A 25038-nucleotide genomic window follows, 5' to 3' on the forward strand; every position below is an offset into this window, starting at 1 on the left:
TGTAGATGGTAACCAAAAAGGCGACATTGTCGCCTTTCTTTTTGGGCAAATGCTGATTATTTATAGAAAATGATGCTTTCTGCACGATTAAATTTCCAGAAATAAGCATTTTTCGTGAAAAAGCTAGGGAAATCTGCATTTTTGGGACAAAAATCAGGCTTTTTTGTCTCACTATCTAAAAAAAACAGCGTACGACCAAGCTGCAAATCTGATAACATGGAGAGTACCAACCTGTGCATACTGCTGGTTTGCTCGATAATCAATGAGGATAACTTTCAGAGGCTTTTTTCATCTTATTGTGTACAGGCCATGTAAAGGTAACAGAATGGCAACGAACGAAGAAAGTTGTAAAAAAGATTATCGTTTTACAAGAATACGAGCAAATCGTAAATAGACTCGAATGACTAACTAGATGAGGATACAGAAGATGACTTTGAAAGACGTATTGGAGAGTGTACTGGTCAAGCCACAAGCTTTCCTACACGACAAAAAAGAGGTGGAGAAGTTGGGAAAAATCATTGCGGTTGCGAACCAGAAAGGCGGCGTCGGGAAAACGACTACGTCCGTCAATCTAAGTGCTTGTTTGGCCGCATTGGGGAAAAAGGTGCTGCTGGTTGATATTGATCCGCAAGGAAATGCCACCAGTGGGATCGGGGTAAATAAGGCAGATGTAAAGTACTGCATTTATGATGTCCTGATCAATGATATCAACCCCGTCGATGCGACTTTGCCGACTGAAATTGACGGATTAATGATCATCCCTGCCACCATTCAATTGGCAGGTGCGGAAATCGAGCTGGTTCCTACGATTTCTCGTGAGGTTCGTCTGAAAAAGGCACTGGAAGTAGTCAAGGACAAGTACGATTACGTCATTATCGATTGCCCGCCATCCTTGGGGATTTTGACCGTTAATTCTTTGACAGCATCTGATTCGGTCTTAATTCCAATCCAATGTGAATACTATGCGCTTGAGGGCTTAAGCCAGCTGTTGAACACCATTCGTTTGGTCCAAAAACATTTGAATTCACAGCTTGCTATCGAAGGTGTTGTGCTGACGATGCTCGATGCACGTACGAATCTCGGTCTGCAAGTGATTGAAGAAGTGAAGAAGTATTTTCAGGACAAAGTATACAAGACAATTATTCCTCGAAATGTACGCTTGAGTGAAGCACCGTCACACGGACAAGCCATCATTACGTACGATCCACGCTCACGAGGAGCGGAAGTCTATACTGATTTGGCGAAGGAAGTGGTAGGGGTATGAGTAGAGGATTGGGAAAAGGGCTGAATGCACTTATTACTTCCAATCTCATCGAAGAAGGGGAACAGGTAAAAGAGGTTTCCATTAATGAGATTCGTCCTAACCCTTATCAGCCCCGCAAAGAATTCGAGCAATCAGCTATCGAGGAACTGGCACAGTCGATCAAAGAGCATGGAATCATCCAACCGCTGATTGTTCGGAAAAGTATCAAAGGTTACGAGCTAGTAGCTGGGGAAAGACGACTGCGTGCTGCAAAGGTAGCGGGGTTAAAAGAGGTTCCGGTAGTAGTAAAGGCGTACACAGATCAGCAATTAATGGAGATTGCCCTGATTGAGAACTTGCAGCGGGAAAATCTGAATCCACTCGAAGAGGCAGAGGCTTATGACAAGCTGATTTCCCACCATGATTATACACAAGAACAGCTTGCGCAAAAGATTGGGAAGAGTCGACCGCATGTAGCCAACATGCTTCGTTTGCTGCAACTGCCGGAGAAGATCCGAAAAATGGTTTCGGCAGCCGAACTATCCATGGGACATTCGCGCGCTTTGCTTGGGGTAACTGATAAGAAAGTACAACAACAGCTTGCAAATGACGTGGTGGAAAAAGGATTAAGTGTTCGTCAGCTGGAAGAGCTTGTGAAGCAGCTCAATGTTTCACGTGAAACAAAAAAGAAAAAGCCAGCGAAAAACGAGCCAGTATTGATCGAGATGGAGGAACGACTACGCAGTCGTTTTGGAACATCGGTCAAGATTAAAAAAGGAACAAAGCGCGGCAAGATCGAAATCGACTTCTATTCACAGGAAGACTTGGAGCGAATCATCGAAATGCTGAATATAGAGAAGTAAGTCCAGGAGGTAAGGTAGTCATGGCGATCATCTATTTGGATAACGCAGCTTCTACATGGCCGAAGCCACCGGCAGTCAAAGAAATGATGGCCGAGGTCATCGAGGATTTTGCTGCAAATCCTGGCCGAGGTGGACATGCACTGGCGATGAAAGCGAGTAAAGCTGTGTTTCGGACACGAGTGCAAGTGTCACGGTTGTTTGGGATTCAAAACCCGAATAACCTCTTTTTTTATCTCAATGCCACTCAAGCGCTTAATCAAGCGATAAAAGGATTCTTACAAGCAGGAGATCATGTTGTTTCTTCGTCTGTCGAGCATAATTCGGTAAGACGTCCCATCGAGTACATGCGCAAAAACAACCAAGTAGCAGCTACTTTTGTCGAGCCGAGAGAAGACCATCAATTCTATGTAGAGGATTTTGCCAAGGCAATTACACCCGCAACAAGGTTAATCGTTGTGAGTCATGCCTCCAATCTGACGGGTGTTATCCTGCCTGTAGCAGAACTGGGAAAACTGGCAAAAGAGCACGGAATTACGTTTTTGGTGGATGCTTCTCAGTCTGCTGGTGTTTTGCCTATCGATGTAGAGGCAATGAATATTGATATGCTTGCTTTTCCTGGGCACAAAGGGCTGTATGGTCCACAAGGTACAGGTGGTTTGTACGTGAGGAGTGACATTGATCTCGAACCTTTGATTCATGGGGGGACAGGCAGTCAGTCTGAAGCGATTGATCAACCGACAACTCGTCCAGACCGATACGAAAGCGGGACACTCAATACGGTTGGTTTGGCAGGGCTGCAAGCAGGTGTTGATTTTGTCATGGAAAAAGGTGTGGACAACATTCGTCAGCACGAATGGGAATTGGTGAAGCAAACGATCCTTGGATTGCAGACAATCGACGGTGTACATGTCTACGGACCGGGGATTGAGATCGAACGTGTAGGCGTGGTTGCTTTTAATATCGGAGAGGTGGATGCAGCAGAGGTGTCGTTTATCCTGGATCAACAATACGGGATTGCGACGAGATCGGGTTTTCATTGCACGCCACTGGGTCACCAGACTGCCGGTACCGAGCAACGTGGAGCGGTTCGAGCCAGCTTTGGAATTTTTAACTCAGAGAAAGATGTAGAAGCGCTTCATAACGCTGTTCGGGAAATAGCAGCAGCGTTTGTGTAAGGGTAAGGCATCTGTAGGGGGACAGCGCAAGTGATCTTGCTGGGAACATTGGTCAACGCCGGAGCAATCATCTTAGGGGCATTGTTAGGCAGAATGTTGAAGCGAATTCCGGAGTCGATGCGACAAACCGTCATGCAAGGAATTGCTCTGGCCGTATTCGTGTTGGGCATTAAAATGTGCCTGGGTTCGGATAATTTTTTACTCGTGATTATCAGTATTGTGCTAGGAACAGTAATAGGTGAATGGATTGGGATTGAAAAAGGCTTAAACAATCTGGGTCACTGGCTGGAAAGGAAAGTTGGGGGGAGCCAAGGCAGTATCGCCACTGGCTTTATCACGGGGACACTGGTGTACTGTATTGGAGCCATGGCTGTACTAGGTTCATTGGACAGTGGTTTGCGTAACAACCACGAGGTACTGTTTATGAAAGCAATGCTAGACGGATTCTCTGCGATCATTTTCGCATCAACGCTAGGAATCGGTGTCATCTTTTCGGCAGTGCCCGTGTTTTTATATCAAGGCATGATCGCGCTATTATCTACGAGCATTTACAGTGTGGTGAGCGAAACGATGCTGAATGCGATCCTGGTAGAAGTAACGGCGGTAGGTGGCTTGATGATTATTGCCATTGGATTAAACGTTTTGGAGATCAAACAGATAAGGGTAGCCAACATGATGCCAGCATTACTGATTGCAGCAGTCGGAGTTCCCTTTATCGATTGGATTTCAAAGCTGTTTTCATAGTTCGCAGAGAGGCTCTTCCTTCGGGAGGAGTCTTTTTTTATGAAAAATCAACTATCATCGATAAAAATAGCATGCGATAATATGATACAAAAACTCGATTTGCGAGCAAGGATGGATAAGCGGGACGGAACAATACAGTACGACAGCATGTTTGGGGAGAGAACGGTTATGTTGGGTGTTATCGTCAATCCTGTATCAGGTAATGGCACAGGGTTGAAAGTATGGAGGCAAATTGAGGCGACGCTACGACGTCTGGGAGCGCCTTTTCATGTCAGGTTGACATCAGGAGAGGGGGACGCCGAAAAATTATCAAAAGAGCTGATTGAAAAAGAGGGAGTAAATAAAATCATTGCTGTCGGAGGGGATGGTACTGTCCGAGGCGTGATAAACGGGATATACGAATCAAAACAAGATTGTCGATTTGGATTGGTGCCGGCTGGTTCCGGGAATGATTTTGCTCGCGGACATGGAATTCCGATGAAACCGTTACAGGCATTAGAGCGAATTCTGTCGGAAAAAGGGGAAAAGCGAATCGATCTACTTTTATTGAATGGAGAAGTAGCTGTGAATTCAATTGGGGCTGGATTCGATGCACAGGTAGCAAAGATAACAGATCAAGCTGTGTACAAAGCTTGGCTGAATCGGTATAAGCTCGGAGCACTCGCCTACATTATATCGGTGATTCGCGTCGTATGTACGTATCAGCCATGTGACATCGTACTGAACGTTGATGGTCATGAGGCTAGTTTAGAGGCTGTCTGGCTAGTTGTCGCTGCCAATATTCCGAATTACGGAGGAGGAATGCTGATTTGTCCCGATGCTATCCCGGACGATGGCATCGCAGACATTTGCGTAGTAAGTGGTGTGAGCCGACTCGGATTGTTAGCTGCTTTTCCGAAAATATTCACAGGAGCTCATCGTCATCATCCGGCTGTCCGGTTTTATAGGGGCAAGCAGATAACGATACAAGCAGCGGGACAGCTGCCTGTCCATGCAGATGGAGAAAGTGTAGCGCCAACGCCGATCAGCGCCCAAGTGATCGAAAAGTACCTGACGATTTATGTATAAAAAAATAGACCTGTCATCCGTTGAGGGAGAGAACAGATCAAAAAGCAAGTTTTCTAAAGAGGGGTGGAACCTTTTGCAGAAAGAAACGGTCAATCATATAAGACACTATCGAATCGACTAGGCGTAGAAGCCAGTGTTACGGCTTTGGCCAGTCCGGAAGCTATGATATCTGCCATGTTCATGACGATGGAGAGCCGGGTATTTTGAAGGACAAAATACTCCATGAATCCCCCTACGTTGACAATCCCCGTAATGTGGAAGGAACCAACAGGAGGAAGCTCTTTTTTTACACCAGCCCCTGGTTTTAGTGGACCATTAATCACATTGATGTTTCCGACGTGGCTAAATTGACCTAAACAGGCATCGACCGCAATAAGTGTAGCTGTCGGATGATTCGTGTGGATGAGCTCTAATTTTTCCTTAAGATTCATGGCGTGTACAGGGTCCTCAAGCGTTCCGTACACTTGCAAAAAACGAGGTGACTGTGCGATGAGCTTGGTTCCTACTAATGGGCCTAGGGCATCACCAGTAGAACGGTCTGTCCCAATACATACAATGACAAGGTCGTCATCGAACCGATTTAAGCGAAAGCGCTGGGCAAGGTGACCGGCGAGATGCTCGTCTGCGTTTTCACTGCGGTATTCCACTTTAAAAGGTGGCAAAGAATAATCCTTGCGATTATCAGATGTACTCATGGAAACCCCCACTCTTGCCGACTTGGCTTAAACCAACCTGTAAAAGGTTATATAAAAGTATTCACAGTATCGTACCGATATGACATTTTTATACCTGCTAATGGGAAAGTTACGTAGGTTTTGAAAACTCAGCAGGCTGGCATGCATGAAAACGAACAGGTAAAATAAGAGGAGCCTATGGCAGTTTGCGTGAAAGAGATAAGGGGGAGTGAAATGGGAGGAGAGACAGTGCTGATCGCGTTTGATTCCACGCAGCAAGCCTTGCGGGCAGAAATGCTGCTGGAGTACGAAGATATTGAAATTGATACAAGACCAACGCCAAAAGAAATAACGGCAGGCTGTGCCCTTTCCATTGAGTTCTCACTGTCGGATTACTCACGAGCGAAAGCGATCATGATGGAACAACAAGTGGTAATACGAGGATACTTCCGTCAGTTTTTTGGCCAGTATAGCGAGGTCGACGAAAACGGGGAGCAGAAGGAGCGGGAGGAATGAATCAAGCTAGTTTCTTTGAAAGAATTTATGCTCAGGTATATGCGTATGTGACAGATGCAGATATGTGGGTAAATATAGGGATGGCTGTACTGAAAATAGCCGCGATCATCCTGTTATCGCGAATCGTCGTTTCCGTTGTGCAATCAGGCGTAAATAAAGTGTTCCAGCACCGCCACGGAAGCAAGATACAAATGGATCAACGCCGGGTGGACACGATGCGGGTGCTCGTCAACAATATCGTTCAGTACGGCATTTACTTTTTGGCGATTCTCATGATCTTGCAGCTGTTGGGCATTGATTTGCGCCCTGTTTTGGTAAGCGCAGGGGTACTGGGACTGGCAGTCGGTTTCGGGGCGCAAAGTCTCGTGCGTGATATCATTACGGGATTCTTCATTATTTTTGAGGATCAATTTGCTGTCGGAGATGTCGTAACGATCAACAATCTGACAGGAACGGTGCAGGAGATTGGTCTGCGCATTACAAAGGTGCGAAGCTGGACGGGGGAGGTACACATCTTTCCAAACGGCACGATTAATCAAGTGACCAACTTTTCTTTGCAAAATACGTTAGCGGTTGTCGACGTATCTGTAGCGTATGAAGAGGATCTGAACCAAGTGGAGTCTGTGCTTAAAGAAGTATTGGCATCGGCTCAAACAGAATTGACGGATATCGTAGCTGAGCCACAGATTTTGGGGGTACATGCACTGGGACCTTCCGAGGTCATCATCCGTGTTACGGCTGAGTGCAAGCCGAACACCCATCACGGAGTCAATCGAAATTTACGTGCGAAGATCAGAACGGAATTAACCAACCGAGGGATTCAAATTCCGTATCCAAAAATCGTCGCGGTGTCTGGAAAGGGAACAGTGTAGAGAGGAGAAAGAGAAATGGAACGCAAGCAATTTGGACTGGGGGATGTCGTACAGATGAAAAAGCCGCATCCATGTGGCACGAATGCGTGGAAAGTCATACGCATGGGCATGGATGTGCGAATCAAATGTACGGGTTGCGATCATAGTGTAATGATTGGACGACTAGAATTTGAACGCAAGCTGAAAAAGATACTGATTCGCGCGGAGGAAGAACCGCAAGCATAGACCATATTTCTTTGATCAACCCATCTGTCTTTTTCTACAATGCCTGTAAACGATGAATCGACGCGCTTATATTCTTCAGGGAGCGGTTTCATCGTTTTAGACGGGAGGGGTTCGATGAAAAAGATGAGTGTTCGGTGGTTGCAATGGGTAGTAGTGCTAGCGCTTTTCCTGGTTCCATCACAGGGAGTGTGGGCAAAGTCGGCAAACGAATGGGGAGTGAAAATATCCCCAGCTGACAAATCGGCGGAAATTAACCCGGATCAAATCATTACACTGACGTTTTCGGGACCGGTTTCGTTAAAAAATGGGCAAGAGCTCACCGACAAGTCTGGTCTCTCGATCATTTCGCTCACGGATACGAAAAAAAAGAAGGTTCGTTTTACGGCGAAATGGAACAAAACAGATCGAAGCATGATGATTGATCCGGTAGGCAATCTGGAAGCAGGGGCGTCTTATCGAGTGAGCCTGCTGGCCAAAAAGTTGAAGGATCAGCGAGGCAATTTGAATCCAGAGCTGGCCAGCACGTTTCAAACGAGAAAACCTGTGGATAATATCGCTCCGCAAGCAGTCATGTTGCCCGGACACGGGGCTAAACATGTATCGCTTCAGGATAAAGTGACACTCCAGTTTGTAGAAGAGATTGCTTTGGTTAGTGGTGGAGTCCTATCCAGCAAAACGGCCGGGCCATTAGTTCGTGTGACAGATGAAAAAGGGATTATTGTTCCGCATACCATTACGTGGAACAAAAGCAAGCGGATGTTGTCTGTGAAGCCAAAAGGAAAATGGCAGCCACATACGAGATATCAGGTAAGTCTTATCGCCGGTTTGGTAAAGGACACAGCAGGTAATGTAAATCAAGCGCAGTGGATAACTTTTCAGACCGGGTCGAAATAGTTCTGGTTCAAGCATGTGGATAAAAAAAAGGATGCAGCCAATAGAGGCGCATCCTTTTTCCTTTTGTACGATCAAATGTATCTCCCGGTGATAGTACGTAGGTTATGACTGATCATTATCCCTAGGCTGCATTGCCTTGGCTATGATCTATGTGGAATTGGAGAAGGTAAGGCTGCTGAGGATGCAAGCTTACCTTCAGATAGGCTGGATGGCAGCGGAGTAGGTTAGTCGCAGTCGCAACCTACGATAACGAGAAGGATGAACAGAACCAAGATCAGCGCGAAATCGTCGAAGCCGTTAAAGATACCCACTTGCTAACACCTCCTACCGTAGTTTCAATACTCATGCTATGTAGGAACCCACAACGAGGTATAGGCGGATGCCCCAGTTCCAAGGAAAATAAGTTATTCACAGCATATCCACAGAAAATGTGGACAACTTTTTGCAGAAAAAAGGAGTGTCTGCAAATGCTGAGGGGGATAAAAAGTTGTTAGTAAATATTTATCCACAGACTTATCCACAAAAGTGAATTTTCTCTGGATAAATTGACGGTTGTTATTGAATATTTGAAAAATTTTTATTAGTAAGAAGGAATTTGGCAGGTGAAAATATAATTACACACTTATAATTTTGGCAAAAATAGATAGAAGAAAAGGGGCGATTGAGATTTGAAGAAGCAAGTATTTGCATCAGTTACGGCTTTGGCCATTGCATTGTCGACAGTATCCGTACCATTCATTCCTTACAGCACGCAGGCGGTAGCTCTTGCTGCTGAGAAGCCTTCTTATCAAACTCGCACTGAGATCCCAGATGCGTACAAGTGGAAGCTGGATCATATTTATCCGACTGTTAAGGAATGGGAAAAGGATGTTGCTAAGGTTGAATCTTTAGCAAACGCTTTCACAAAGCACCAAGGCAAGCTGGGTACATCTTCTGCTGCCATGCAAGCGGCATTCGATGACTATGTTGAATTGATGCGCTTAAATGACAAAGCATACGTGTATGCAAACATGTCTCTCGATGTAAACTCCGCGAATCCTGATCTGCAAAAGCTGGGAGACCGCGCTGAGAAAATGTACACGCTTGTCACAGAAAAAACTTCATGGGTACAGCCTGAAATCGTTGCGATTCCCGATGACAAAATAAAGAGCTTACTGTCAGAAAAGGAGCTTGAGCCTTACAAGCTGTTTATCGAAGACATGCTGAGAACGAAGCCGTACTCACTCTCTGCGGATATGGAGCAGCTCTTGGCGAAATCGTCGCCATTGGGCGGTGCGCCTACTAATATTTACAGCATGCTGTCCAAAGACGTGAGGTTCCCTAAAATCAAAGATGAGACAGGCAAGGAAGTTCAGTTGACTCGTGCCAATTTCATTTCCTATATGGAAAGCAAAGATCAAAATGTGCGCAGAGAAGCGTTCAAAGCGTATTATGGGGCTCTGATCGATTTCCAAGACTCGTTTGCATCAACATTGGCTGCCAAAGTAAAAGGAGATAATTTTTACGCAGCGGTACGCAATTACGATTCTGCGCTGGAGGCAAGCCTGACACCGAACAACGTACCCACGAAGGTGTATGATGAGCTGATTGACACGGTAAATGACAATCTGCCATTGCTGCATCGCTACATTTCCTTGAAAAAGAAAATGCTTGGCGTGAAGGAATTGCACATGTACGACATTTACGTGCCGATCGTTCCATCTGATGACAAATATATTTCCTTCGACGAAGGAAAGAAAATTGTCGTTGATGGTTTGCAGGTAATGGGTGACGACTATGTCAAGGCAATGTCTGAAGGCCTTGATGGCGGCTGGGTAGATGTCTATTCCACCGATGACAAGCGCACGGGTGCTTACCAATGGGGTGCTTATGACACACATCCATACGTACTGTTGAACCACCAAGGTACGCTCGACGATGTGTATACGATCGCCCATGAGATGGGACATGCGATGCAGTCCTATTACACGAACAAAAACCAGCCGTACATTTCGTCCAACTACCCAATCTTTACGGCAGAAGTGGCTTCGACCATGAATGAAACTCTGCTGTTCAAGAGCATGTACGCGAAGGCGAAGACGAAGGAAGAGAAGATGTATCTCTTGAATCACTATCTGGAAAACTTCCGTTCTACGCTGTTCCGTCAGACGCAGTTTGCGGAGTTTGAGAGAGCGATTCACGAGAAGGAACAAGCCGGGGAATCTTTGAATGCGGAAGCGATCAAGAAGATCTACCTCGACATCAACAAAAAGTACTACGGAAAAGACATGGTTTCCGATGAGGAAATCGGTATGGAATGGGCACGTGTGAGCCATTTCTACAACTATAAATACTACGTCTATCAATACTCGACGAGCTTTGCCGCTGCACAAGCATTAGCGAAGCAAATTATGGATGAAGGTCAGCCAGCAGTGGATCGCGTTCGCAAAAACTTCCTCGAAGCGGGTAACTCTGCTCCGCCTATCGAGGTGCTGAAAGCAGCAGGGGTGGACATGTCCACGTCCCAGCCAATCGAGCAAGCGATGGAAATCTTTGAAGAGACATTAAATGAGCTGGAAAAGCTGGTAAACGAGAAGTAAAGAAGCAATAGAAGCAAAACAGGCTCCCTTCCATTACGGATAGGAGCCTGTTTTTTGTATGTATCAGTAGGCAATGCCGACTCTCGTTCGCACGTACTCGGAAGTAGAAAGCTGCTGATACGTAAACTCCGCCGTATCCGGCACGGAAATTTGCATCCCATCTACAGGCAGCTGATGAGCCTCGACCCGGTAAGTGCCTGTATACTCGCCATCTGGCAAATAAGTCGGGCAAACAATGGTCCAATCGAGCTCAGACTGTTCCAAGAGCGAGAATGCCTTGTGATGTTCCTCGGCAGCACGCGTCAATTTTTGTCTGGACTCACTGGATTGATAGCGAAGCAGGTCAGGAGAAACTCTGCTTTGCAAGATGCCGGCGGTGCCCACCGTAATAATGCGTGACACGCCTTCACGTTTCATTGCTTCAATAATATAGGGAGTTCCTTCGGATAACGTCGTTGCTTTATCTGTCCCGAGCGCGCTAATGACTGCGTCAACTCCACGCATGGCTGATGCAACATCCTTTTGAGCGAGGACGTTTCCGGTCAGAACGTGCAGATTTTCATCAGCCAGATGAAGGAGCTTGTCTGCTGAGCGAACTAGAACGGTTATTTCATGACCATCTTTTCGTGCATAGTCGAGGATATGGCTTCCTACGCGACCAGTGGCACCGAGAAGTAAGAGTTTCATTTTTGTAGTCACCTCGTACCATTTATTTTACCGTAGCAAACAGATTCTGTTTGTCTAGTCTAGCATTTCTTTTTTTGTCCCACCACCTGGAGCTATGATGAGCACAGGAAGAGACAAGTAAAAAAGCTTCCACAAGGAGACAATTGTAATCTGAAAACCAAATCTATATACTTAAAAGGATGTCAGGATGATGATGAGGGAGTGTATATAGATGGGTGCATCATGCGGGATTGTAGGTCTCCCTACAATCCGAGTAGTTAATCAGCATACCAGGTAATTACCACTTCAGATGCATTCGAAATATTTACATGATGAATGAGTTGCCGAATTGCATTTTTTGATTTCATACGGTCGAGAGACAATACATCATCAATTAATCGTTTCACTTTCTGTTGGACGATAACCCCGGCGTTTTCCTGCTCCGATTTTTCCATCTCCTTTAGCTGCTCAAGCAAATGTTGTCGATCCTTTTCAATTCTTTCCTTGGCTTTTTTCAAATCATGAGTTGTAATCAAATCATCCTCATAAGCTTCAATCTGTCTTTGAGCTTTCAAATCCAATTTACGAAGGCGATCTTGAATGGAAGCTTTGTCAGCTCGCTTCTCCGAATTTATTTTAGCGACGGTTATTTCCAGATCATTTGGATCGGCAATTGCAATTTTTTTGATTTCACCTATAACAGTAAATTCCAAGTCATCACGCAGAAGGTGATGGAAGTAGCAGCCACCTTTTTTCATGTAAGTATTGCATACATAGCGGAAGTATATATTTTTCCCATGCTTCGAATCTTTGCGTCCAACCATCTTTCCGCCGCAATGAGTGCAAACAAGCAGCCCTGTTAAGAGGTAATTTGTTTCGTCGACATATCTACTTGCAGATTGTTTGCGGGACTGGAAAATTTTTTGGATAGCATCAAAGGTATCACGATCCAAGATCGGTTCGTGGTGGTTTTCTATGCGAATCCATTCTTCCTCGGGACGGGTTAAAATCCGTGTGCCTTTCCGGTATGTACGATTGTAAACAAAATCCCCAACAAGTGTTTCTCGCTTTAACAGTTCACGAACAACTCTATCTTGCCACTGGTTACCATCCTTAGTTGTTATGCCTCTTTCGTTAAGACGTTTCGCAATTTCCCATGCCCCACGTCCTTCCAATGCCCATCTTGCCATTTGGTGAACAGCTAGTGATTCTTCCAGATTTATTTCTAAAGAGCCGTTCTTCACTTCGTAACCAAAGCAGGGCCTTGAAATGATCTTTTCGCCTTTCCTCGCGATTGATCGCATGTTATCTCGGACACGTTCAGAAATACGCTCACGCTCAAATTCTGCCACCATACCGAGCATTTGAAGCGTCATCCGACCGGCAGGGGTTGTCGTATCAAATGCTTCAGACGCAGATACATAACTACAATTGTGTTTTTCTAAATAATCGATCACCGAAAGTATATCGAACAGACGGCGCGAGAGCCTGTCTAATTTAGTTGTAATGATCAATGTGTATTTTTCCGTCTTTACATCACTTAGCAGGCGAGCAAGTTCGGGACGACGCAAATCTTTGGCGGAGTATCCGTCATCTTCGTAGATAGTAGGAGCAGGCCATCCCATTGCTTTACAATAAGAACTCAGACGATCGCGCTGCTCGTCAAGAGAAAATCCTTTTTCAGCTTGTTCTTCGGTACTTACACGTATGTAACCAGCTATACGCATACTCACTTATAAACAACCTCTTTTTCCTTTTTTCGTTGTATGGCTACCCTGAACATTTCTTTTGCTTCGTTACACCCATTAGCCAGATTGGCTTTCCGATACAAACTTCGATGGTAGGAAAGGAGTTTAAGATCATTTTTTGCTTGAATGATTCGACTTTTTATTTGATTATAACGCCGTAAGGCAAGTGACACTGTAACATTGAACACATGTGCCCAATAATTAACGACATTCTTTTCATACAACGGCACCTCAAGCTTCTGCACCATAAAGAAAGGGATCGCAGCATACTGCTGAAATAGAGATGCTTGTGTTTCCTGAAGATCACGAAATGCTTTAGGTAACACTTTCTGATTTCCAACATGACGGAGTGGGTGACAGAGCTCATGAAAAAACTGGGATCGTTGAACAGGATTGTCTAAACGGCTATCAAGGCTAATCAAAAATTCTCCAGTGCCATCGTCATCCCAATAAGCATGCGATCTTGTTGGTAGATACAAGATTTCCCCACCAAACACCTCAGCGATACGGTGTATGTCAAGGTCGTTAGGTGTATAGATCGAGTGTGTAAAGTACATCTCGTTGATCCACTCTTCGAGAGGGGAAGTTTTGTAGTGTGTATAGTCCAAAATTAAAACCTCCTCAATCAACAAACGTTTGTTCGGTTTATCAGTTAAAATTAATGCCCATTTTAGGGCATTTTATAGATTAGTTGCTATTTTCCTTTGCGTTCCTTTGCTTTCCGTTCTTTCATTCTCCTAAATAGCTCTAGGCTTTCTTTGAGGTAGTCCATTTCTTCCTCATCTAGTTCTTCCACTCCGCCATCGATAAAAGCCAAGCCTTGGACTGGGGCGTTCTCATTTTGAGGAATCCTTTTTGCTGTGGATGAAAGGGCGCTAGTTTCTTCTAAATAACCAGCTTTTTTAATTAGCTCGTTGTACTCTATTCCTCTGAGATATGGAGCGAGTGATTTTAGAGTCTCAATACTGGTTTTGTTTGTTCCAGCCTCAAGCCGATTGATCGTAGAGTGACTCACCCCTGATTTTTCGGCAAGCTCTCGCTGACTCCTATATCCACTTTTTTCTCTCAGTTCAGCAAAGAAAATACCAAACTCTTTTAGGTTCATAGTCACATCACCATCCTCATCATAACAAAAAACGTTGCATTCATGAAACGTTTTTTGTAACATACATGAAATTTATTGTTGCAAGTATGTTACAACCGTGTTAAATTAATTGTGTAACAAGCGTGAGACAAGGGGGTGCAACAGTGAAGGTTCTTTTAAAACCCGGTGTACTTGATGATCTTAGGCATAAGTTGAAGTTTACTGACAAGAGATTTGCTGAATTCATAGGTGTCTCTAGAAGTCAGTTATGGCGTGCAAAACTTCCTCCAAGTGATAAACGCTTTTCCCTTGGAGAGGATTTTATCGCTAAAGTACTGTCGGCTTTTCCAGATCATACATTTGAAGACATATTTTTTTTGGATGATCTGTCACATTCGTGTGACAGTGGTGTTCCAGCTTGAAAGGAGTTAACTCATGAAAAAACAACGTCCACAAATCCGCGTTGTAGGCCACAGGGTTGTAAGTCGTAAAGACCCCACGAAAGTTCTGGGCGATAGACCAGAGAACTTCCCGTATCTGGTCGCTGCGTGTAAAGCTGCCATCGCAACGATGACGACCAATGAGGTTCACGTAGTGAAGAGGGTGGCAAATCAGTGAACTACTCCGAAATAAACGGCCTGCATGAAACCGCCAGTGCCAAAGAAGCAAACGATCTGCTTCAAGAAGGCTGGACGTTATACGACATCGAGAAGAGAAACGGACGGTATACGTTCCTTCTGGTGAAGCTGTAAAACTGCTCCGAGAAAAAACCACACAACTGCATAGAGCGCCGAAGAGCGGGAGCGAGCGATTTGATCTGTGAAAGCAGGGAGCCGCGCCATAATACATTCCACCAAATCACCGGGTAAGGGTGAAACAAGGTCAAGGTGGGGTCACTGCCAAGACTCGACGCTGCATGCAGTTGTGTGAAAGGAAAGTGAGGTGATCAATTTGTTAGATGAACTCGATCATTTGGTTAAACGCATCGGTTGGTACACCAAGAAAGTCAAACAATCAGCAAAATGGCCACGAGAGAAACGGGAACGTCGGCTTCCAAAGCTTCTGGCTTACAAAGAAAGGCTTCATGAACTGATCAGAAAAAGAAAGCCCTCGGCTCATATGGCTGCCGAGGGAGAGTCTGGAAAGTGAGCTTGGATTCATTGTACATCGAAAATCGAATAACGCTGGTAAGGATGGTGCGAACAAATGAGCGACTTTGGTAGACAGTTAGGTCAGTCACTTCAAGAGGCGGGCATGACACAGTTAGCTTTCGGCTTCGAAGCTAATGTAAGCCGGGAGGCAGTTTCTTCATACACCACGGGGAGAATTATGACGCCGCCCGATGTTAAGTCGAAAGCTATACAAGTGACAAACAATCCATTTCTTTCAATTGCAGCAGCTTATGAGTCGTCAGCAGGTACAAGCCCAGTCATTTTGGATGGCGACAATGTGGAGCTAAACAGGCACACCGTTGTTGCTAAAACGGTAGAGGAAGTCGAGGAGTTGCTTCTAGCCATAAGGCGGGTCCAGCCCATCCTTTTAAAACCGCCGTCCACATGGAGTACATCAGAAAAGCATCAGATTGAACACTTGATCCAAGAGACGTTGGACGTGGTTACATCGACAACACACATGGCGGCGGTGATCACAAAGGAAGGAAAGCTGGGCTGGATTGCTCAATGGACGAAACACAAAACAAAGCTTTTGAGCAAAGGTTTTATAAAAGTGATGAAAGGGGCAGGACGTCATGAGTGATCAGTACATGGTTTTTGATAAAGAGCAGTTGTTCATAGTAATTGGAGCTTTGGTAAAAGAAAAGGTCAGGCTTGATCGTGAGGGTGATGAATGGCAAGGCAAACGGATAATTTCAACAGCAAATACACTGTTTGAAATGTACTGCGGTAAACCTGGTTATTTGGACGAAGAACAGCTTGAACAAACAGCAAAAGCATTGGAAAGAGCAGTCGAAGAAGGTAGGGGATTGTCAAACAGCAAGGCGTCAGAAGCTTTGTGGCTTGCTTCTCGACTACGTCAGATAAAGGCAAAGCGGGAGAGTCGATTTTTTAAAGCGCCTTATGTAATGGTGAAGGGCAAGCGGAAAGCGGTTCTCTTGAAAGCAAGAGAAGTTGCAGCATTCCTGAAATATGAAAAAACCGCCCGCGACGAACGGACGGCTTAGAAAAACACTGTATTAGAAGAATACCACAACAGTGTAGAGGAGGACAAGCCCATGAGTAAATCGCTTTTAGATAGAGGCATTATCGCAGTAGAAAACATTGATTCGAAAGGGGATCGCTGGGCCGCATTTACGGCAAACGGAAGTTTGAAAATCAGCGAATTCTCCAAAGTGACTGAGGGGCAAGAGGTTATCTTGCAAAACTGGGACGAGATTGAGCGTCTACGCAACTTTCTAAATAGCTTGAAACCAGTAAAACAGCCAGAGGAGGTTGTGATCCATGCAGCAACTGCTTGATTTTCCGGAGCACGTCGAACGGACAGAGCCGAACAGACAGCGGCAATTGGAACCCTTAGCTTTTGATGTTGATGGCAGCGGACTTGAATGGACGGTACGGGATGTTATCGAAGAATTGGAGCTTCTTGTTGAGGGGAAAGCAACGATGAATCAAGAGGATTTCGTAGAGGGGATAAGGGAACAGGCAAGACGCTTGATAAAGTAACGTGGGCTTCGGCCCTGCGTGGAAAATTCGGCCGACCTTTCAAAATCTGAGAGTCGCACGTGAACTGAGTTTTCCACGGAGGTTCGAACCTCCAAGTAATACATAGCGAGGTCAAGACGTGGCGTAGGCAAGGAACTACAACGGCTGCCGTAGAGGTTTTAGGAGGGTGGCGGCCTCGTGATTTAAGAGAAGGGGGGAACTCGGGATGACCGACAGAAAAGCGGAATTGATAACGATGATATGCAAGGAGTGTCAGAAACTAGGCTTTACTCAAAAGGATTTGAAGGAAAATATTGATGCGGTTAATCAATTTTACTTCGAGAATGCAATGCCATAAAAAGAGAGGGGTTTTCCCCTCTCAATGGATTATCCCTTATGACATGGATAAGAGCAGTGATAGCATCCGTCATAATTTGTTTTCCCTGTTTCTTTTTTTACTCGTTGAATCGCAGCATTACAATCGTTTTCGTACCCAATCATTACACGGTTTAGTGCGGCTGGAAGATAGGAGCATTCACTTGTATGAACTTCATGATTGCCTTTAGAATCCAGATTCTTGTTGTAGTAATAAAAATTCGCCAAATTTGTCGCATCCTTTCTCTGGACTGGTAATTTTAGACACTTAACAGCATTCGACAATAATATGGAAAAACCTCCAAAAATTTGTCGTTAGTATCTGCTCGATAAAAATAAAAAAGACCCAGCGCTACAACGCTGAGTCTTCGGTCTTAAAGCACGATTGGGAATCAAGTTAATATTTGCTTATCAAGTGATTTAACACAAGAGGGAGTGGTTCTGTGGGAGCTTTGAAACTGGTCTCCACGGAAAACATGCCATATCAAGAATGGCTCCAGTTGAGAAAGAAAGGAATTGGCGGTTCGGACGCTGGTTCTGTCGCTGGCTTTAGCAAGTATCGTTCTCCAATAACCGTCTGGCTCGAAAAGACTGGCAAGGTTGAGCCTTCACAAGAGGAATCACAAGCAGCTCGATTCGGACGAAAGTTAGAACCAGTTGTCGCCGACGAATTTGCCGAACGGACTGGCTTAAAAATCGAGCCAATTCATGAAATGCTCCAACATCGAGAATATCCATTCATGCTGGCTAACCTCGATAGGTTGATCTACGAGGACGGGAAGCAAGGAGTCTTAGAGTGCAAGACTGCTGACAAATACTTTGCTTCTGAATGGGACGACGAAAAGATTCCCGACCATTATTACTTGCAGGTTCAACATTACCTCGCTGTGACTGGCCTACAGTTCGCCTACATCGCTGTTCTGATAGGCGGCAATGATTTCCGTCACAAGCGTGTTGATCGGAATGACGAGGTAATTTCCCATCTAATCAAAATCGAGTCTGATTTTTGGCGACTGGTTGAAGAGGATATTCCCCCAGCGATGGACGGTGCTGAAACAACAGCAGAGATGATCAAGCAACTTTATCCAGAGTCTAACGGACAAGAAATCATTCTCCCCAATGAGGCTATGGAGTGGCTTAAGCAGTATCACGAAGCAGCCGCAAGGATCAAGGAATATGAATTCCTGAAAACCGAAGCTCAGAACAAAATCATGTACGCCATGAAAGATTACGCCATTGGTTGGATTGGTGAAAAGAAAGTTACACGTTCAGTAATTGCTGAGAAACAAATGAACTTTGTAAAAAAGGCACATACACGGCTTTACCTACCAAAATCATCATAGGAGGTCGAATGGATGGGGAACCCGCAAGATATGGCTGGAAAGCTTGCAGAACGAACAGGTAACAACTCTCTTGAGAAAAAGGAGACAACGATTTTTGATCTGATTGAATCCAGAAAGAACCAATTTGCTCAAGCCGCTGGGAACAACATGGATGTAAACAAGTTCCTACGGATCGCAACATTCTGCATTAGAACAAACCCTACGCTCATGAAATGTAGTGTTCCATCGCTGATGTCTGCATTGATGCAGTCGGCTCAGCTTGGTCTTGAGCCAGGAGTATTAGGACATTGCTACTTAGTTCCTTTTTGGTCAAGCAAATTAAAGTCTTTCGAGGCTACATTCATTATTTCGTACAAGGGCATGATTGAGCTGGCTAGACGGAGCGGTAACATCCAATCAATCGCTGCTCGAATTGTTTATGAAAATGATGATTTCCAATTTGAATACGGCTTGGAAGAAAAACTGACTCATAAACCTTGCGTAAATGGGGAAAGAGGCCAGATGAAATTGGTTTACATGATCGCTCATTTCACTGGTGGGGGTCACTACATCGAAGTTATGAGCAAGGCGGAAATCGATACGGTCATGATGTCTTCAAAATCGTATGACAACAATAAAAAACAGGCAACAGGCCCATGGAAAGACCACTATGAAGAAATGGCAAAGAAAACAGTTATCCGTAGAGCTTGGAAGTACTTGCCTATCAGCGTTGATGATGCGCGTGTAGTCGAACAAGAAGGCACTGTGAAGCATGAGATAGCAGAAGATATGTCAACTGTCGCTTGGATCGATGCGGAAGCATACGCGGTTGAGGAAGTGCCAGAAACGAGCGGTGAACAAACCAAGCAGCATGAGAATCCTGAATCAGAAGGAGATTTGTTTTCAAAAGGATAGATCATGCACAGCCGTGGAGTAGTGACATGAAAGGGTGCAGGGGATGGGCATAGCAGAATATGGGACAACGGGGTTCTTTGTCCTTCCCCGTATGTCTTTCCGGAACAGAAGGGACAAGCTGTTATTCGCCGATTTGATGGAACGGGCTAGCTACAAGGACAGTGCTGGGCAGAAACGAGGCGAGTTGTTGTTTAATGCAGCAGAGTTTGCAAGGGAAGTGGGCTGGACACGAAAAGCAATCACTACCTCACTAAATCATCTGGTGAAGGATGGCTTGATCAAAATTTCAGCAGCAAAACGCAGGTGTGACGGGGTTTTCATCACGATTTTGCACTACAACCAGATGCAAGATTTGAGCTCTTACAAAGTGCAAAATTCCTCCGAAAAAGGGACAAAGGAGGGACAATCAACTGACAACGAAGGGGCAATCAAGGAGCAATCAAGCGAAATTGCAAACCCTTGTGGCTCTAAGGATGAAGGGGGTTCGCAAATGGCAGAAGGGACAATCAAGGGACAATCAAATGCTCGTGAAGGGACAAAGGAGGGACAATCTTTATTTATTAAACAACAAGAACAGCAGTATAAACATAAGAACCATTTACAAGACTTACCCGAGCAATTGTCGAGATTGGAGCATGTGGGATCCTTTGTTGACTCGCAAATGCTCGCCAACCCCATATCCACTTTGCCAAGAAAACTTTTTGTGGAATACATCAACACCATTCGCTTGAAGAGGGCAACAGGTCGGATTGCAACAAGCAAAGCTGTGAAGATATGGGAAAAGCTGTTGTCCTATTGGCAAAACAAGAAATTGGCTGACACTCCTGACGGGCGGGCTGCTATCATCCTATACGCTCTCAGCCTTCATGTCATGAAGTTTGATGACAAACAGGAGGAATACACTTACGGAATTATCCGCAACACATCCGAGCATGAGGCTCGACAGAAGATGCTGAAACTCAGGAATCAGGGAGGTGCGGCCCGTGAAATCGCTGCAACAGGTACTGACTCAGGGCGAGCAGAGTATCACCAAAAGCGCCGAAGCTTCTAAGCCACCTGCTAGGGCATGCCCACATTGCAATAAAATGCTTGAGCCTATCCAGATTGTAATACTGGGCCAAACCCGATGGGGAACCGTTACTTGCCCTTGTGAGACAAAGGCAAGAGAAGCCCTTGAAAAAGAAAAGCGGAGGCGCGAATGGTTGACCCTCTGCCACGAATTCACAAGCAGAGACAAACTGCTTCCAAAAGCAACTCTAGCAAACTACGAAAATCGTATGGGATGCGCCAATGCCATTAAGATTGCGAACAACTTTGTTGATACATACACCGAATGGCTACGTGAGCGCCCAGGATTGGGGCTTTACCTCAACGGACCAAATGGTTTAGGGAAAACGCACCTTCTAACAGGGATGTATAAAGCGTTGATGAAACGGAACGTTTCGGCAGTATTTATGACCACCTACCACATGTTCCAACGATTCAAAGAGGTAGGCAAGGTCAATGATTACGAGTATGAAAAACGCCTTTTGAAAGTGCTGTATGGTTGCGAGGTGCTGCTTCTGGATGATGTAGGCGGTGAGGTTCCTTATGACTCCCGGGCTGAGAAACTGCTCGATGTAATCAACGTTCGAAGCCAAAAGAGGCCCATTATCTACTCAAGCAATTTCACGACAGGAGGGCTTGAACAGTGGATGGGAAACCAAGGGAAGAGAATCGCTGATCGCATCTTGGAAAATGCCATCACGATCACGTTGGATGGCGAAAGCAACCGGGGCCTGATTAACGACGAGCACCATGACTGGCTTGCTGGAAGGGTGAAAGGGCTTGAATAACACTGTCGAACAAACTGAAAGCATGGGGCATGTGCTAGTGAACAATCAGGCTGAGCAGAGTGTCATTGGAACCATGTTCCTGAACGAAACCTATTATCCATATGTCTACTCGATTTGTAAGCCAGAGGACATGTATTCGCCGCACCACAGGCAAATTTACCAAGCTATGGTTGAGCTTAAACAAGAAGGCAATCCAATTGACCTTTTAACGGTGACAGCGCACCTACAAGACCGCAAGCTGCTGGATGAAGTCGGCGGTGTTACGTATCTTACGGAAATCGCCAGTTCAGTTCCAACTGCTGCAAACATCGAATACTACGCTGGAATTGTTCGTGAGAAGTCCAACCTTCGAAAGATATACTTCGCTGCACTTCGGATACCTAGCCTGATCGAACAAGAGGTCAACCTTGATATGGCTGTAGAGTATCTGGAAAAGACTTTGCAAGAGGTCGTTGTCAGCTCCAATGGAAAAGGTTTCCGCCAAACTAAAGATGTTCTCCTGAATGTCTACGATGCTATCGAGCAGAAAGCGAATAATGGGGATGGCGAGGTTACAGGAATCTCAACTGGATTCAAAGACTTGGATCGGGTCACGAGAGGGCTGCAAAGATCGGACTTAATCATTGTAGCTGCTCGTCCATCCGTTGGTAAAACTGCCTTCGTTCAAAACATAGCACAACGTACTGCGGAAAAAGGTTCCGCCCCGGTAGCGATTTTCTCGCTCGAAATGAGCGCGGAGCAGTTGGTGCAGCGCATGATCAGCTCAGAGGCTAATATCGAGGCAGACCGCTTACGAACAGGACAGTTAGAGGAGGAGGATTGGCTAAAGCTCACAGAGGCCATTTCAAACCTTTCTAAAAAGCCAATATATATCGACGATACCCCAGGCATTACGGTAAGCGAGATTAAAGCCAAATGCATGCGCCTCATGAATGAACACGGTGGGCAGTTGGGCGCCATAATGATCGACTACTTGCAATTGGTTCGCTCACGAGTAAAGGCAGGTAGCAGGCAGGAAGAGGTATCTGAAATCTCACGGACCCTAAAGGCGATTGCGCGTGAGCTGAACGTGCCAGTTGTTGCACTGTCTCAGTTGAGCCGTGGAGTAGAACAGCGGCAAGACAAACGCCCGATGATGTCTGACATCCGTGAATCAGGATCAATCGAGCAAGACGCTGATATCGTTGCCTTTTTGTACCGCGATGACTATTACGACAAGGAAACAGAAAACAAGAATGTCACTGAGGTCATCATTGCTAAGCAGCGAAACGGTCAAACGGGAACGGTAGAGCTTGCATTCCTGAAAGAGTTCAACAAGTTCGTTGATCTGACCCCGCGCCAGTTGTCCATTGCTGATGTCCCCCAGGAAGTTGAAGACGATGAAGAGGACAAGCCGTGGAGGAGCTAGCGGAAGGGCTGTCGGGTGAAATTCCGGTAAAGGTGCCAATTCCTCAAAGACTACAGTTGATTCAAAACGATAAAGAGCGGTCAGCAGCAATGCGACAATGGTGGAAAGCTTACGTAGACAGGTATCCTGAATTTAAAGCAATTCGGTCGGACAAGGATTTCGTTTACATGGTGAAACGGGGAGGAGAGCAGACATGAAGCAAGGCAAACGCCCAAACAGGCGGCAAAAAGAAGAAATGCAAGCTTACAGGTTAAACCCTGCGAATTGGCTTGTTGAACGGGACAGCACAACAGAATTCGTTTTGATTCATCGCTTCACTGGTACGAAAAAGACGATCAAGAAAGGGGCATAACCGGTGCAACGGCTGATTATCCCCTTGTTGATGGAGAAGAGACGGCGAAACCCAACAACAAGGAAGATGGAGAACATCTGGGTCGTTCCTTCATGGAATCATTTGTACACCATCGTCAGAAATGCGCCAACTCTAGGAAAGTGGGGAGAGCTTTATAAACAGCGTGTAGCAGAGGCTGCTCTTGAGTGGGCAATGGATAACGATTGGGTGATGATTGAGACCAGGAAGGTTATTCTACGCACATGGATTTACTGGAACGATGCCAGAGAGAAAGACTGCCATAACACCGATAAAGCCTGGGCGGATGCTCTGGAAGGCATTCTATACAGAAACGACAGTCAAGCATTGATTCAATATCAGGACTTTCAAATTGATCGGGAAAACCCGCGTATCGAAATAGAGCCGATTGTTGGCAGTCTGATCATAAGAGACACGCCAGCACGAAAAAATAAACCATCAAAAAATCAGATGGCAATTGAATTTTAATCCAAGGGAGAGTGTGGAAAATGAGCAATCAAGCACAATTTACGGCACTGGTAAAGAAAATGGCAACGGATGATAAAAAAATGATTTTGAGCTTGGAACTAGTCGGTAACATTGAGCCAACTTCACTAGTGAAATTAGTAGATATGATCGGGGACAAAGTGACTGTAAACCTTGGCAACCCACAAATGGCTATGGAATTTGACGAGAATGAAAGAGAAGAACGTCGCGGTTTATCCGTCACAACCGATCAGTCTGGAGTGGTAACTCAAGTTAGCGGAAACAGTGAGGAAGACAACAAAGATACTGGTGACCTGGAGAAGGAAGGCGACGAATCCTCTGAAAACGAGGAAGGATCTGAAAACATCTCGATTCAAACGGAAGACTCGGAGAAAAACACACCTGATCCAGAGCAGCAAAGCCAAGAAGAAACCGATGGCAAAACGAATGAAGGCGATCAGGAGGCAAACAAACAAGATAATGCTGTCACCGCAATCGAAAAGGATAAGCTGGTGGCATTCATCTTGAGCGGACAAGCCCCAGCGTTTGAAGAAACGGAGTATGACTTCCCTGCATTGCTTGCACGTAAACAAAATGGCGAAACGTGGATTAAGATTGCATCGTCCATCGGCACCTCTTCCTCCAAACTCCAAACGGCTTGGTCCAAATACAAGAAACTCGTTGCTGAACATATGGCAAAAAACGGTGAGGAACCGGGGGCAGCGTAAAGCTGCTCCTCTCCCCAAGAAGTAAATGAACGCCATTGGAACCGGATTAAGTAGGGCTACTCAGGATAACGGCGTCCATGACTACCAAATATTTCGTGGACGCCGCCATATACACGAACTGGAAGGTCAGGAAACACGATGGCAACATGACCAGCATCAAGCTGTAAACGGTCAGAATCTTGCTCAATCACATAAGGTATCTCCATTGCATTAAGCGCCTCTTTCAGATAGCCGACTTCAGACCACGCGACAGAGTAATAAAATGACTTTTCCATGAGACCAACTCCTTCGTCATCATTATGCCACGGGGAGTTGGGACAAAAATAGACGGGCACACAAGTTCTTGCCGATCTGACTGAGTGCGGGCTGTAGGACAAGATTATCAGAGCGGCATGCCAGTTCTCTTTAACGGGGAAGGTGGGAAAACGAAACGTGTTTGCTTACAAGAGGATTCCTTCGGGTGGTTTGAAACTGGACGGTATGCTTGGGAAATGACGGATGTAAAGCCTATTGATCAAGTGCCAGCAACAGGGCAGCAAGGACTCTGGAATTGGGGAGGGGAACGGGATGCCTGAATTAGACAAAATGCCAGATGTATGTAAGAGTTGCCCG

At 45.5% G+C, this 25038-nt stretch carries 34 protein-coding genes; 26 read left to right on the forward strand and 8 right to left on the reverse strand.

The window, feature by feature from the left end; genetic code table 11:
- Nucleotides 1-56 precede the first annotated feature (56 nt).
- The gene (locus M3630_RS16055) at nt 57-218 is read right to left on the reverse strand and encodes a hypothetical protein (protein WP_251252711.1); all 162 of its coding nucleotides are present in this window, start codon (nt 216-218) and stop codon (nt 57-59) included.
- A gap of 287 nt (nt 219-505) precedes the next feature.
- Here M3630_RS16055 and M3630_RS16060 point away from each other — a divergent pair, with 287 nt between their 5' ends.
- The 5 genes from M3630_RS16060 (at nt 506) to M3630_RS16080 (ending at nt 5093) form a co-directional block, all read left to right on the forward strand.
- A complete protein-coding gene (locus M3630_RS16060) occupies nt 506-1264 on the forward strand; it encodes a ParA family protein (RefSeq protein WP_173612523.1) in 759 nt (252 codons plus the stop codon).
- The gene (locus M3630_RS16065; protein WP_173612515.1) at nt 1261-2106 is read left to right on the forward strand and encodes a ParB/RepB/Spo0J family partition protein; all 846 of its coding nucleotides are present in this window, start codon (nt 1261-1263) and stop codon (nt 2104-2106) included. The genes M3630_RS16060 and M3630_RS16065 overlap by 4 nt, the downstream gene beginning before the upstream one ends.
- Nucleotides 2107-2126: 20 nt before the next feature.
- The gene (locus M3630_RS16070) at nt 2127-3281 is read left to right on the forward strand and encodes an aminotransferase class V-fold PLP-dependent enzyme (RefSeq protein WP_237899737.1); all 1155 of its coding nucleotides are present in this window, start codon (nt 2127-2129) and stop codon (nt 3279-3281) included.
- 30 nt (nt 3282-3311) lie between these two features.
- Complete coding sequence (locus M3630_RS16075; RefSeq protein WP_251252712.1) at nt 3312-4025, forward strand: DUF554 domain-containing protein; 714 nt, start codon at nt 3312-3314, stop codon at nt 4023-4025.
- 168 nt (nt 4026-4193) lie between these two features.
- A complete protein-coding gene (locus tag M3630_RS16080; protein WP_353057243.1) occupies nt 4194-5093 on the forward strand; it encodes a diacylglycerol/lipid kinase family protein in 900 nt (299 codons plus the stop codon).
- A gap of 89 nt (nt 5094-5182) precedes the next feature.
- On the opposite strand, the gene yyaC is transcribed toward M3630_RS16080, so the two are convergent.
- Complete coding sequence (yyaC, locus tag M3630_RS16085) at nt 5183-5788, reverse strand: spore protease YyaC (protein WP_106656921.1); 606 nt, start codon at nt 5786-5788, stop codon at nt 5183-5185.
- Between the two features lie 213 nt (nt 5789-6001).
- Here yyaC and M3630_RS16090 point away from each other — a divergent pair, with 213 nt between their 5' ends.
- The 4 genes from M3630_RS16090 to M3630_RS16105 all read left to right on the forward strand — a co-directional run bounded on the left by M3630_RS16090 (nt 6002) and on the right by M3630_RS16105 (nt 8274).
- Nucleotides 6002-6283 (forward strand): putative Se/S carrier protein, encoded by a 282-nt coding sequence (locus tag M3630_RS16090; RefSeq protein ID WP_251252714.1) that lies wholly within the window; start codon nt 6002-6004, stop codon nt 6281-6283.
- Nucleotides 6280-7155 carry a mechanosensitive ion channel family protein gene (locus tag M3630_RS16095; protein WP_173612511.1) on the forward strand — a complete coding sequence of 292 codons (876 nt, stop codon included), beginning with the start codon at nt 6280-6282 and terminating at the stop codon, nt 7153-7155. The genes M3630_RS16090 and M3630_RS16095 overlap by 4 nt, the downstream gene beginning before the upstream one ends.
- Before the next feature lie 15 nt (nt 7156-7170).
- Complete coding sequence (locus M3630_RS16100) at nt 7171-7380, forward strand: DUF951 domain-containing protein (protein WP_007720174.1); 210 nt, start codon at nt 7171-7173, stop codon at nt 7378-7380.
- A 114-nt stretch (nt 7381-7494) separates the two neighbouring features.
- Nucleotides 7495-8274, forward strand: coding sequence for an Ig-like domain-containing domain (locus M3630_RS16105; protein WP_251252715.1), 780 nt, complete (start codon nt 7495-7497; stop codon nt 8272-8274).
- 224 nt (nt 8275-8498) lie between these two features.
- Here the strand turns inward: M3630_RS16105 and M3630_RS31180 are convergent, their stop codons facing one another.
- Nucleotides 8499-8585, reverse strand: a complete 87-nt coding sequence (locus M3630_RS31180; RefSeq protein WP_017246824.1) for a YjcZ family sporulation protein — start codon at nt 8583-8585, stop codon at nt 8499-8501.
- Between the two features lie 357 nt (nt 8586-8942).
- Between M3630_RS31180 and pepF the strand changes: the two genes are divergently transcribed.
- On the forward strand, nt 8943-10853 hold the full coding sequence (pepF, locus tag M3630_RS16115; protein WP_251252716.1) for an oligoendopeptidase F: 1911 nt from the start codon (nt 8943-8945) through the stop codon (nt 10851-10853).
- A 63-nt stretch (nt 10854-10916) separates the two neighbouring features.
- Here the strand turns inward: pepF and M3630_RS16120 are convergent, their stop codons facing one another.
- The 4 genes from M3630_RS16120 to M3630_RS16135 all read right to left on the reverse strand — a co-directional run bounded on the left by M3630_RS16120 (nt 10917) and on the right by M3630_RS16135 (nt 14372).
- Nucleotides 10917-11540: an NAD(P)-dependent oxidoreductase gene (locus tag M3630_RS16120; protein ID WP_251252717.1), complete on the reverse strand. Its 624-nt coding sequence runs from the start codon at nt 11538-11540 to the stop codon at nt 10917-10919.
- 257 nt (nt 11541-11797) lie between these two features.
- Complete coding sequence (locus tag M3630_RS16125; RefSeq protein ID WP_251252909.1) at nt 11798-13246, reverse strand: recombinase family protein; 1449 nt, start codon at nt 13244-13246, stop codon at nt 11798-11800.
- Nucleotides 13247-13248: 2 nt separating this feature from the next.
- A complete protein-coding gene (locus M3630_RS16130; protein WP_251252718.1) occupies nt 13249-13875 on the reverse strand; it encodes an ImmA/IrrE family metallo-endopeptidase in 627 nt (208 codons plus the stop codon).
- Between the two features lie 86 nt (nt 13876-13961).
- Entirely contained in the window at nt 13962-14372 is a 411-nt protein-coding gene (locus M3630_RS16135) for a helix-turn-helix domain-containing protein (protein ID WP_251252719.1), read from the reverse strand.
- Nucleotides 14373-14515: 143 nt separating this feature from the next.
- Here M3630_RS16135 and M3630_RS16140 point away from each other — a divergent pair, with 143 nt between their 5' ends.
- The 16 genes from M3630_RS16140 (at nt 14516) to M3630_RS16215 (ending at nt 24426) form a co-directional block, all read left to right on the forward strand.
- The gene (locus M3630_RS16140) at nt 14516-14773 is read left to right on the forward strand and encodes a hypothetical protein (RefSeq protein WP_056495772.1); all 258 of its coding nucleotides are present in this window, start codon (nt 14516-14518) and stop codon (nt 14771-14773) included.
- Between the two features lie 13 nt (nt 14774-14786).
- Nucleotides 14787-14969 (forward strand): hypothetical protein, encoded by a 183-nt coding sequence (locus M3630_RS16145; protein ID WP_251252720.1) that lies wholly within the window; start codon nt 14787-14789, stop codon nt 14967-14969.
- The gene (locus M3630_RS16150) at nt 14966-15103 is read left to right on the forward strand and encodes a hypothetical protein (protein ID WP_251252721.1); all 138 of its coding nucleotides are present in this window, start codon (nt 14966-14968) and stop codon (nt 15101-15103) included. The genes M3630_RS16145 and M3630_RS16150 overlap by 4 nt, the downstream gene beginning before the upstream one ends.
- 454 nt (nt 15104-15557) lie before the next feature.
- Nucleotides 15558-16106, forward strand: a complete 549-nt coding sequence (locus M3630_RS16155; RefSeq protein WP_251252722.1) for an XRE family transcriptional regulator — start codon at nt 15558-15560, stop codon at nt 16104-16106.
- Nucleotides 16107-16113: 7 nt separating this feature from the next.
- Nucleotides 16114-16530, forward strand: coding sequence for a hypothetical protein (locus tag M3630_RS16160; RefSeq protein WP_251252723.1), 417 nt, complete (start codon nt 16114-16116; stop codon nt 16528-16530).
- Between the two features lie 51 nt (nt 16531-16581).
- Nucleotides 16582-16824, forward strand: a complete 243-nt coding sequence (locus M3630_RS16165; RefSeq protein ID WP_056495786.1) for a hypothetical protein — start codon at nt 16582-16584, stop codon at nt 16822-16824.
- Complete coding sequence (locus tag M3630_RS16170) at nt 16808-17029, forward strand: hypothetical protein (protein ID WP_251252724.1); 222 nt, start codon at nt 16808-16810, stop codon at nt 17027-17029. Before M3630_RS16165 ends, M3630_RS16170 begins: the two co-directional genes overlap by 17 nt.
- Before the next feature lie 797 nt (nt 17030-17826).
- Nucleotides 17827-18726, forward strand: a complete 900-nt coding sequence (locus M3630_RS16175; RefSeq protein WP_251252725.1) for a YqaJ viral recombinase family nuclease — start codon at nt 17827-17829, stop codon at nt 18724-18726.
- 12 nt (nt 18727-18738) lie between these two features.
- Nucleotides 18739-19620, forward strand: a complete 882-nt coding sequence (gene recT / locus M3630_RS16180; protein WP_251252726.1) for a recombination protein RecT — start codon at nt 18739-18741, stop codon at nt 19618-19620.
- Between the two features lie 43 nt (nt 19621-19663).
- A complete protein-coding gene (locus tag M3630_RS16185; RefSeq protein WP_251252727.1) occupies nt 19664-20671 on the forward strand; it encodes a hypothetical protein in 1008 nt (335 codons plus the stop codon).
- Complete coding sequence (locus tag M3630_RS16190) at nt 20604-21455, forward strand: ATP-binding protein (protein WP_251252728.1); 852 nt, start codon at nt 20604-20606, stop codon at nt 21453-21455. The genes M3630_RS16185 and M3630_RS16190 overlap by 68 nt, the downstream gene beginning before the upstream one ends.
- A gap of 22 nt (nt 21456-21477) precedes the next feature.
- Entirely contained in the window at nt 21478-22863 is a 1386-nt protein-coding gene (dnaB, locus tag M3630_RS16195) for a replicative DNA helicase (RefSeq protein WP_251252910.1), read from the forward strand.
- Nucleotides 22851-23060, forward strand: a complete 210-nt coding sequence (locus M3630_RS16200) for a hypothetical protein (protein ID WP_251252729.1) — start codon at nt 22851-22853, stop codon at nt 23058-23060. The genes dnaB and M3630_RS16200 overlap by 13 nt, the downstream gene beginning before the upstream one ends.
- Entirely contained in the window at nt 23057-23215 is a 159-nt protein-coding gene (locus M3630_RS16205; protein ID WP_197242450.1) for a DUF6906 family protein, read from the forward strand. The genes M3630_RS16200 and M3630_RS16205 overlap by 4 nt, the downstream gene beginning before the upstream one ends.
- Nucleotides 23216-23218: 3 nt before the next feature.
- On the forward strand, nt 23219-23701 hold the full coding sequence (locus tag M3630_RS16210; RefSeq protein WP_251252730.1) for a RusA family crossover junction endodeoxyribonuclease: 483 nt from the start codon (nt 23219-23221) through the stop codon (nt 23699-23701).
- Nucleotides 23702-23721: 20 nt separating this feature from the next.
- Nucleotides 23722-24426: a hypothetical protein gene (locus tag M3630_RS16215; protein WP_251252731.1), complete on the forward strand. Its 705-nt coding sequence runs from the start codon at nt 23722-23724 to the stop codon at nt 24424-24426.
- 56 nt (nt 24427-24482) lie between these two features.
- Here the strand turns inward: M3630_RS16215 and M3630_RS16220 are convergent, their stop codons facing one another.
- Nucleotides 24483-24701 carry a hypothetical protein gene (locus M3630_RS16220; protein ID WP_251252732.1) on the reverse strand — a complete coding sequence of 73 codons (219 nt, stop codon included), beginning with the start codon at nt 24699-24701 and terminating at the stop codon, nt 24483-24485.
- Nucleotides 24702-25038 lie beyond the last annotated feature (337 nt).

The sequence above is a fragment of the Brevibacillus sp. MER 51 genome, from assembly GCF_023714195.1.
In the GTDB taxonomy this organism is placed as follows: Bacteria; Bacillota; Bacilli; order Brevibacillales; family Brevibacillaceae; genus Brevibacillus.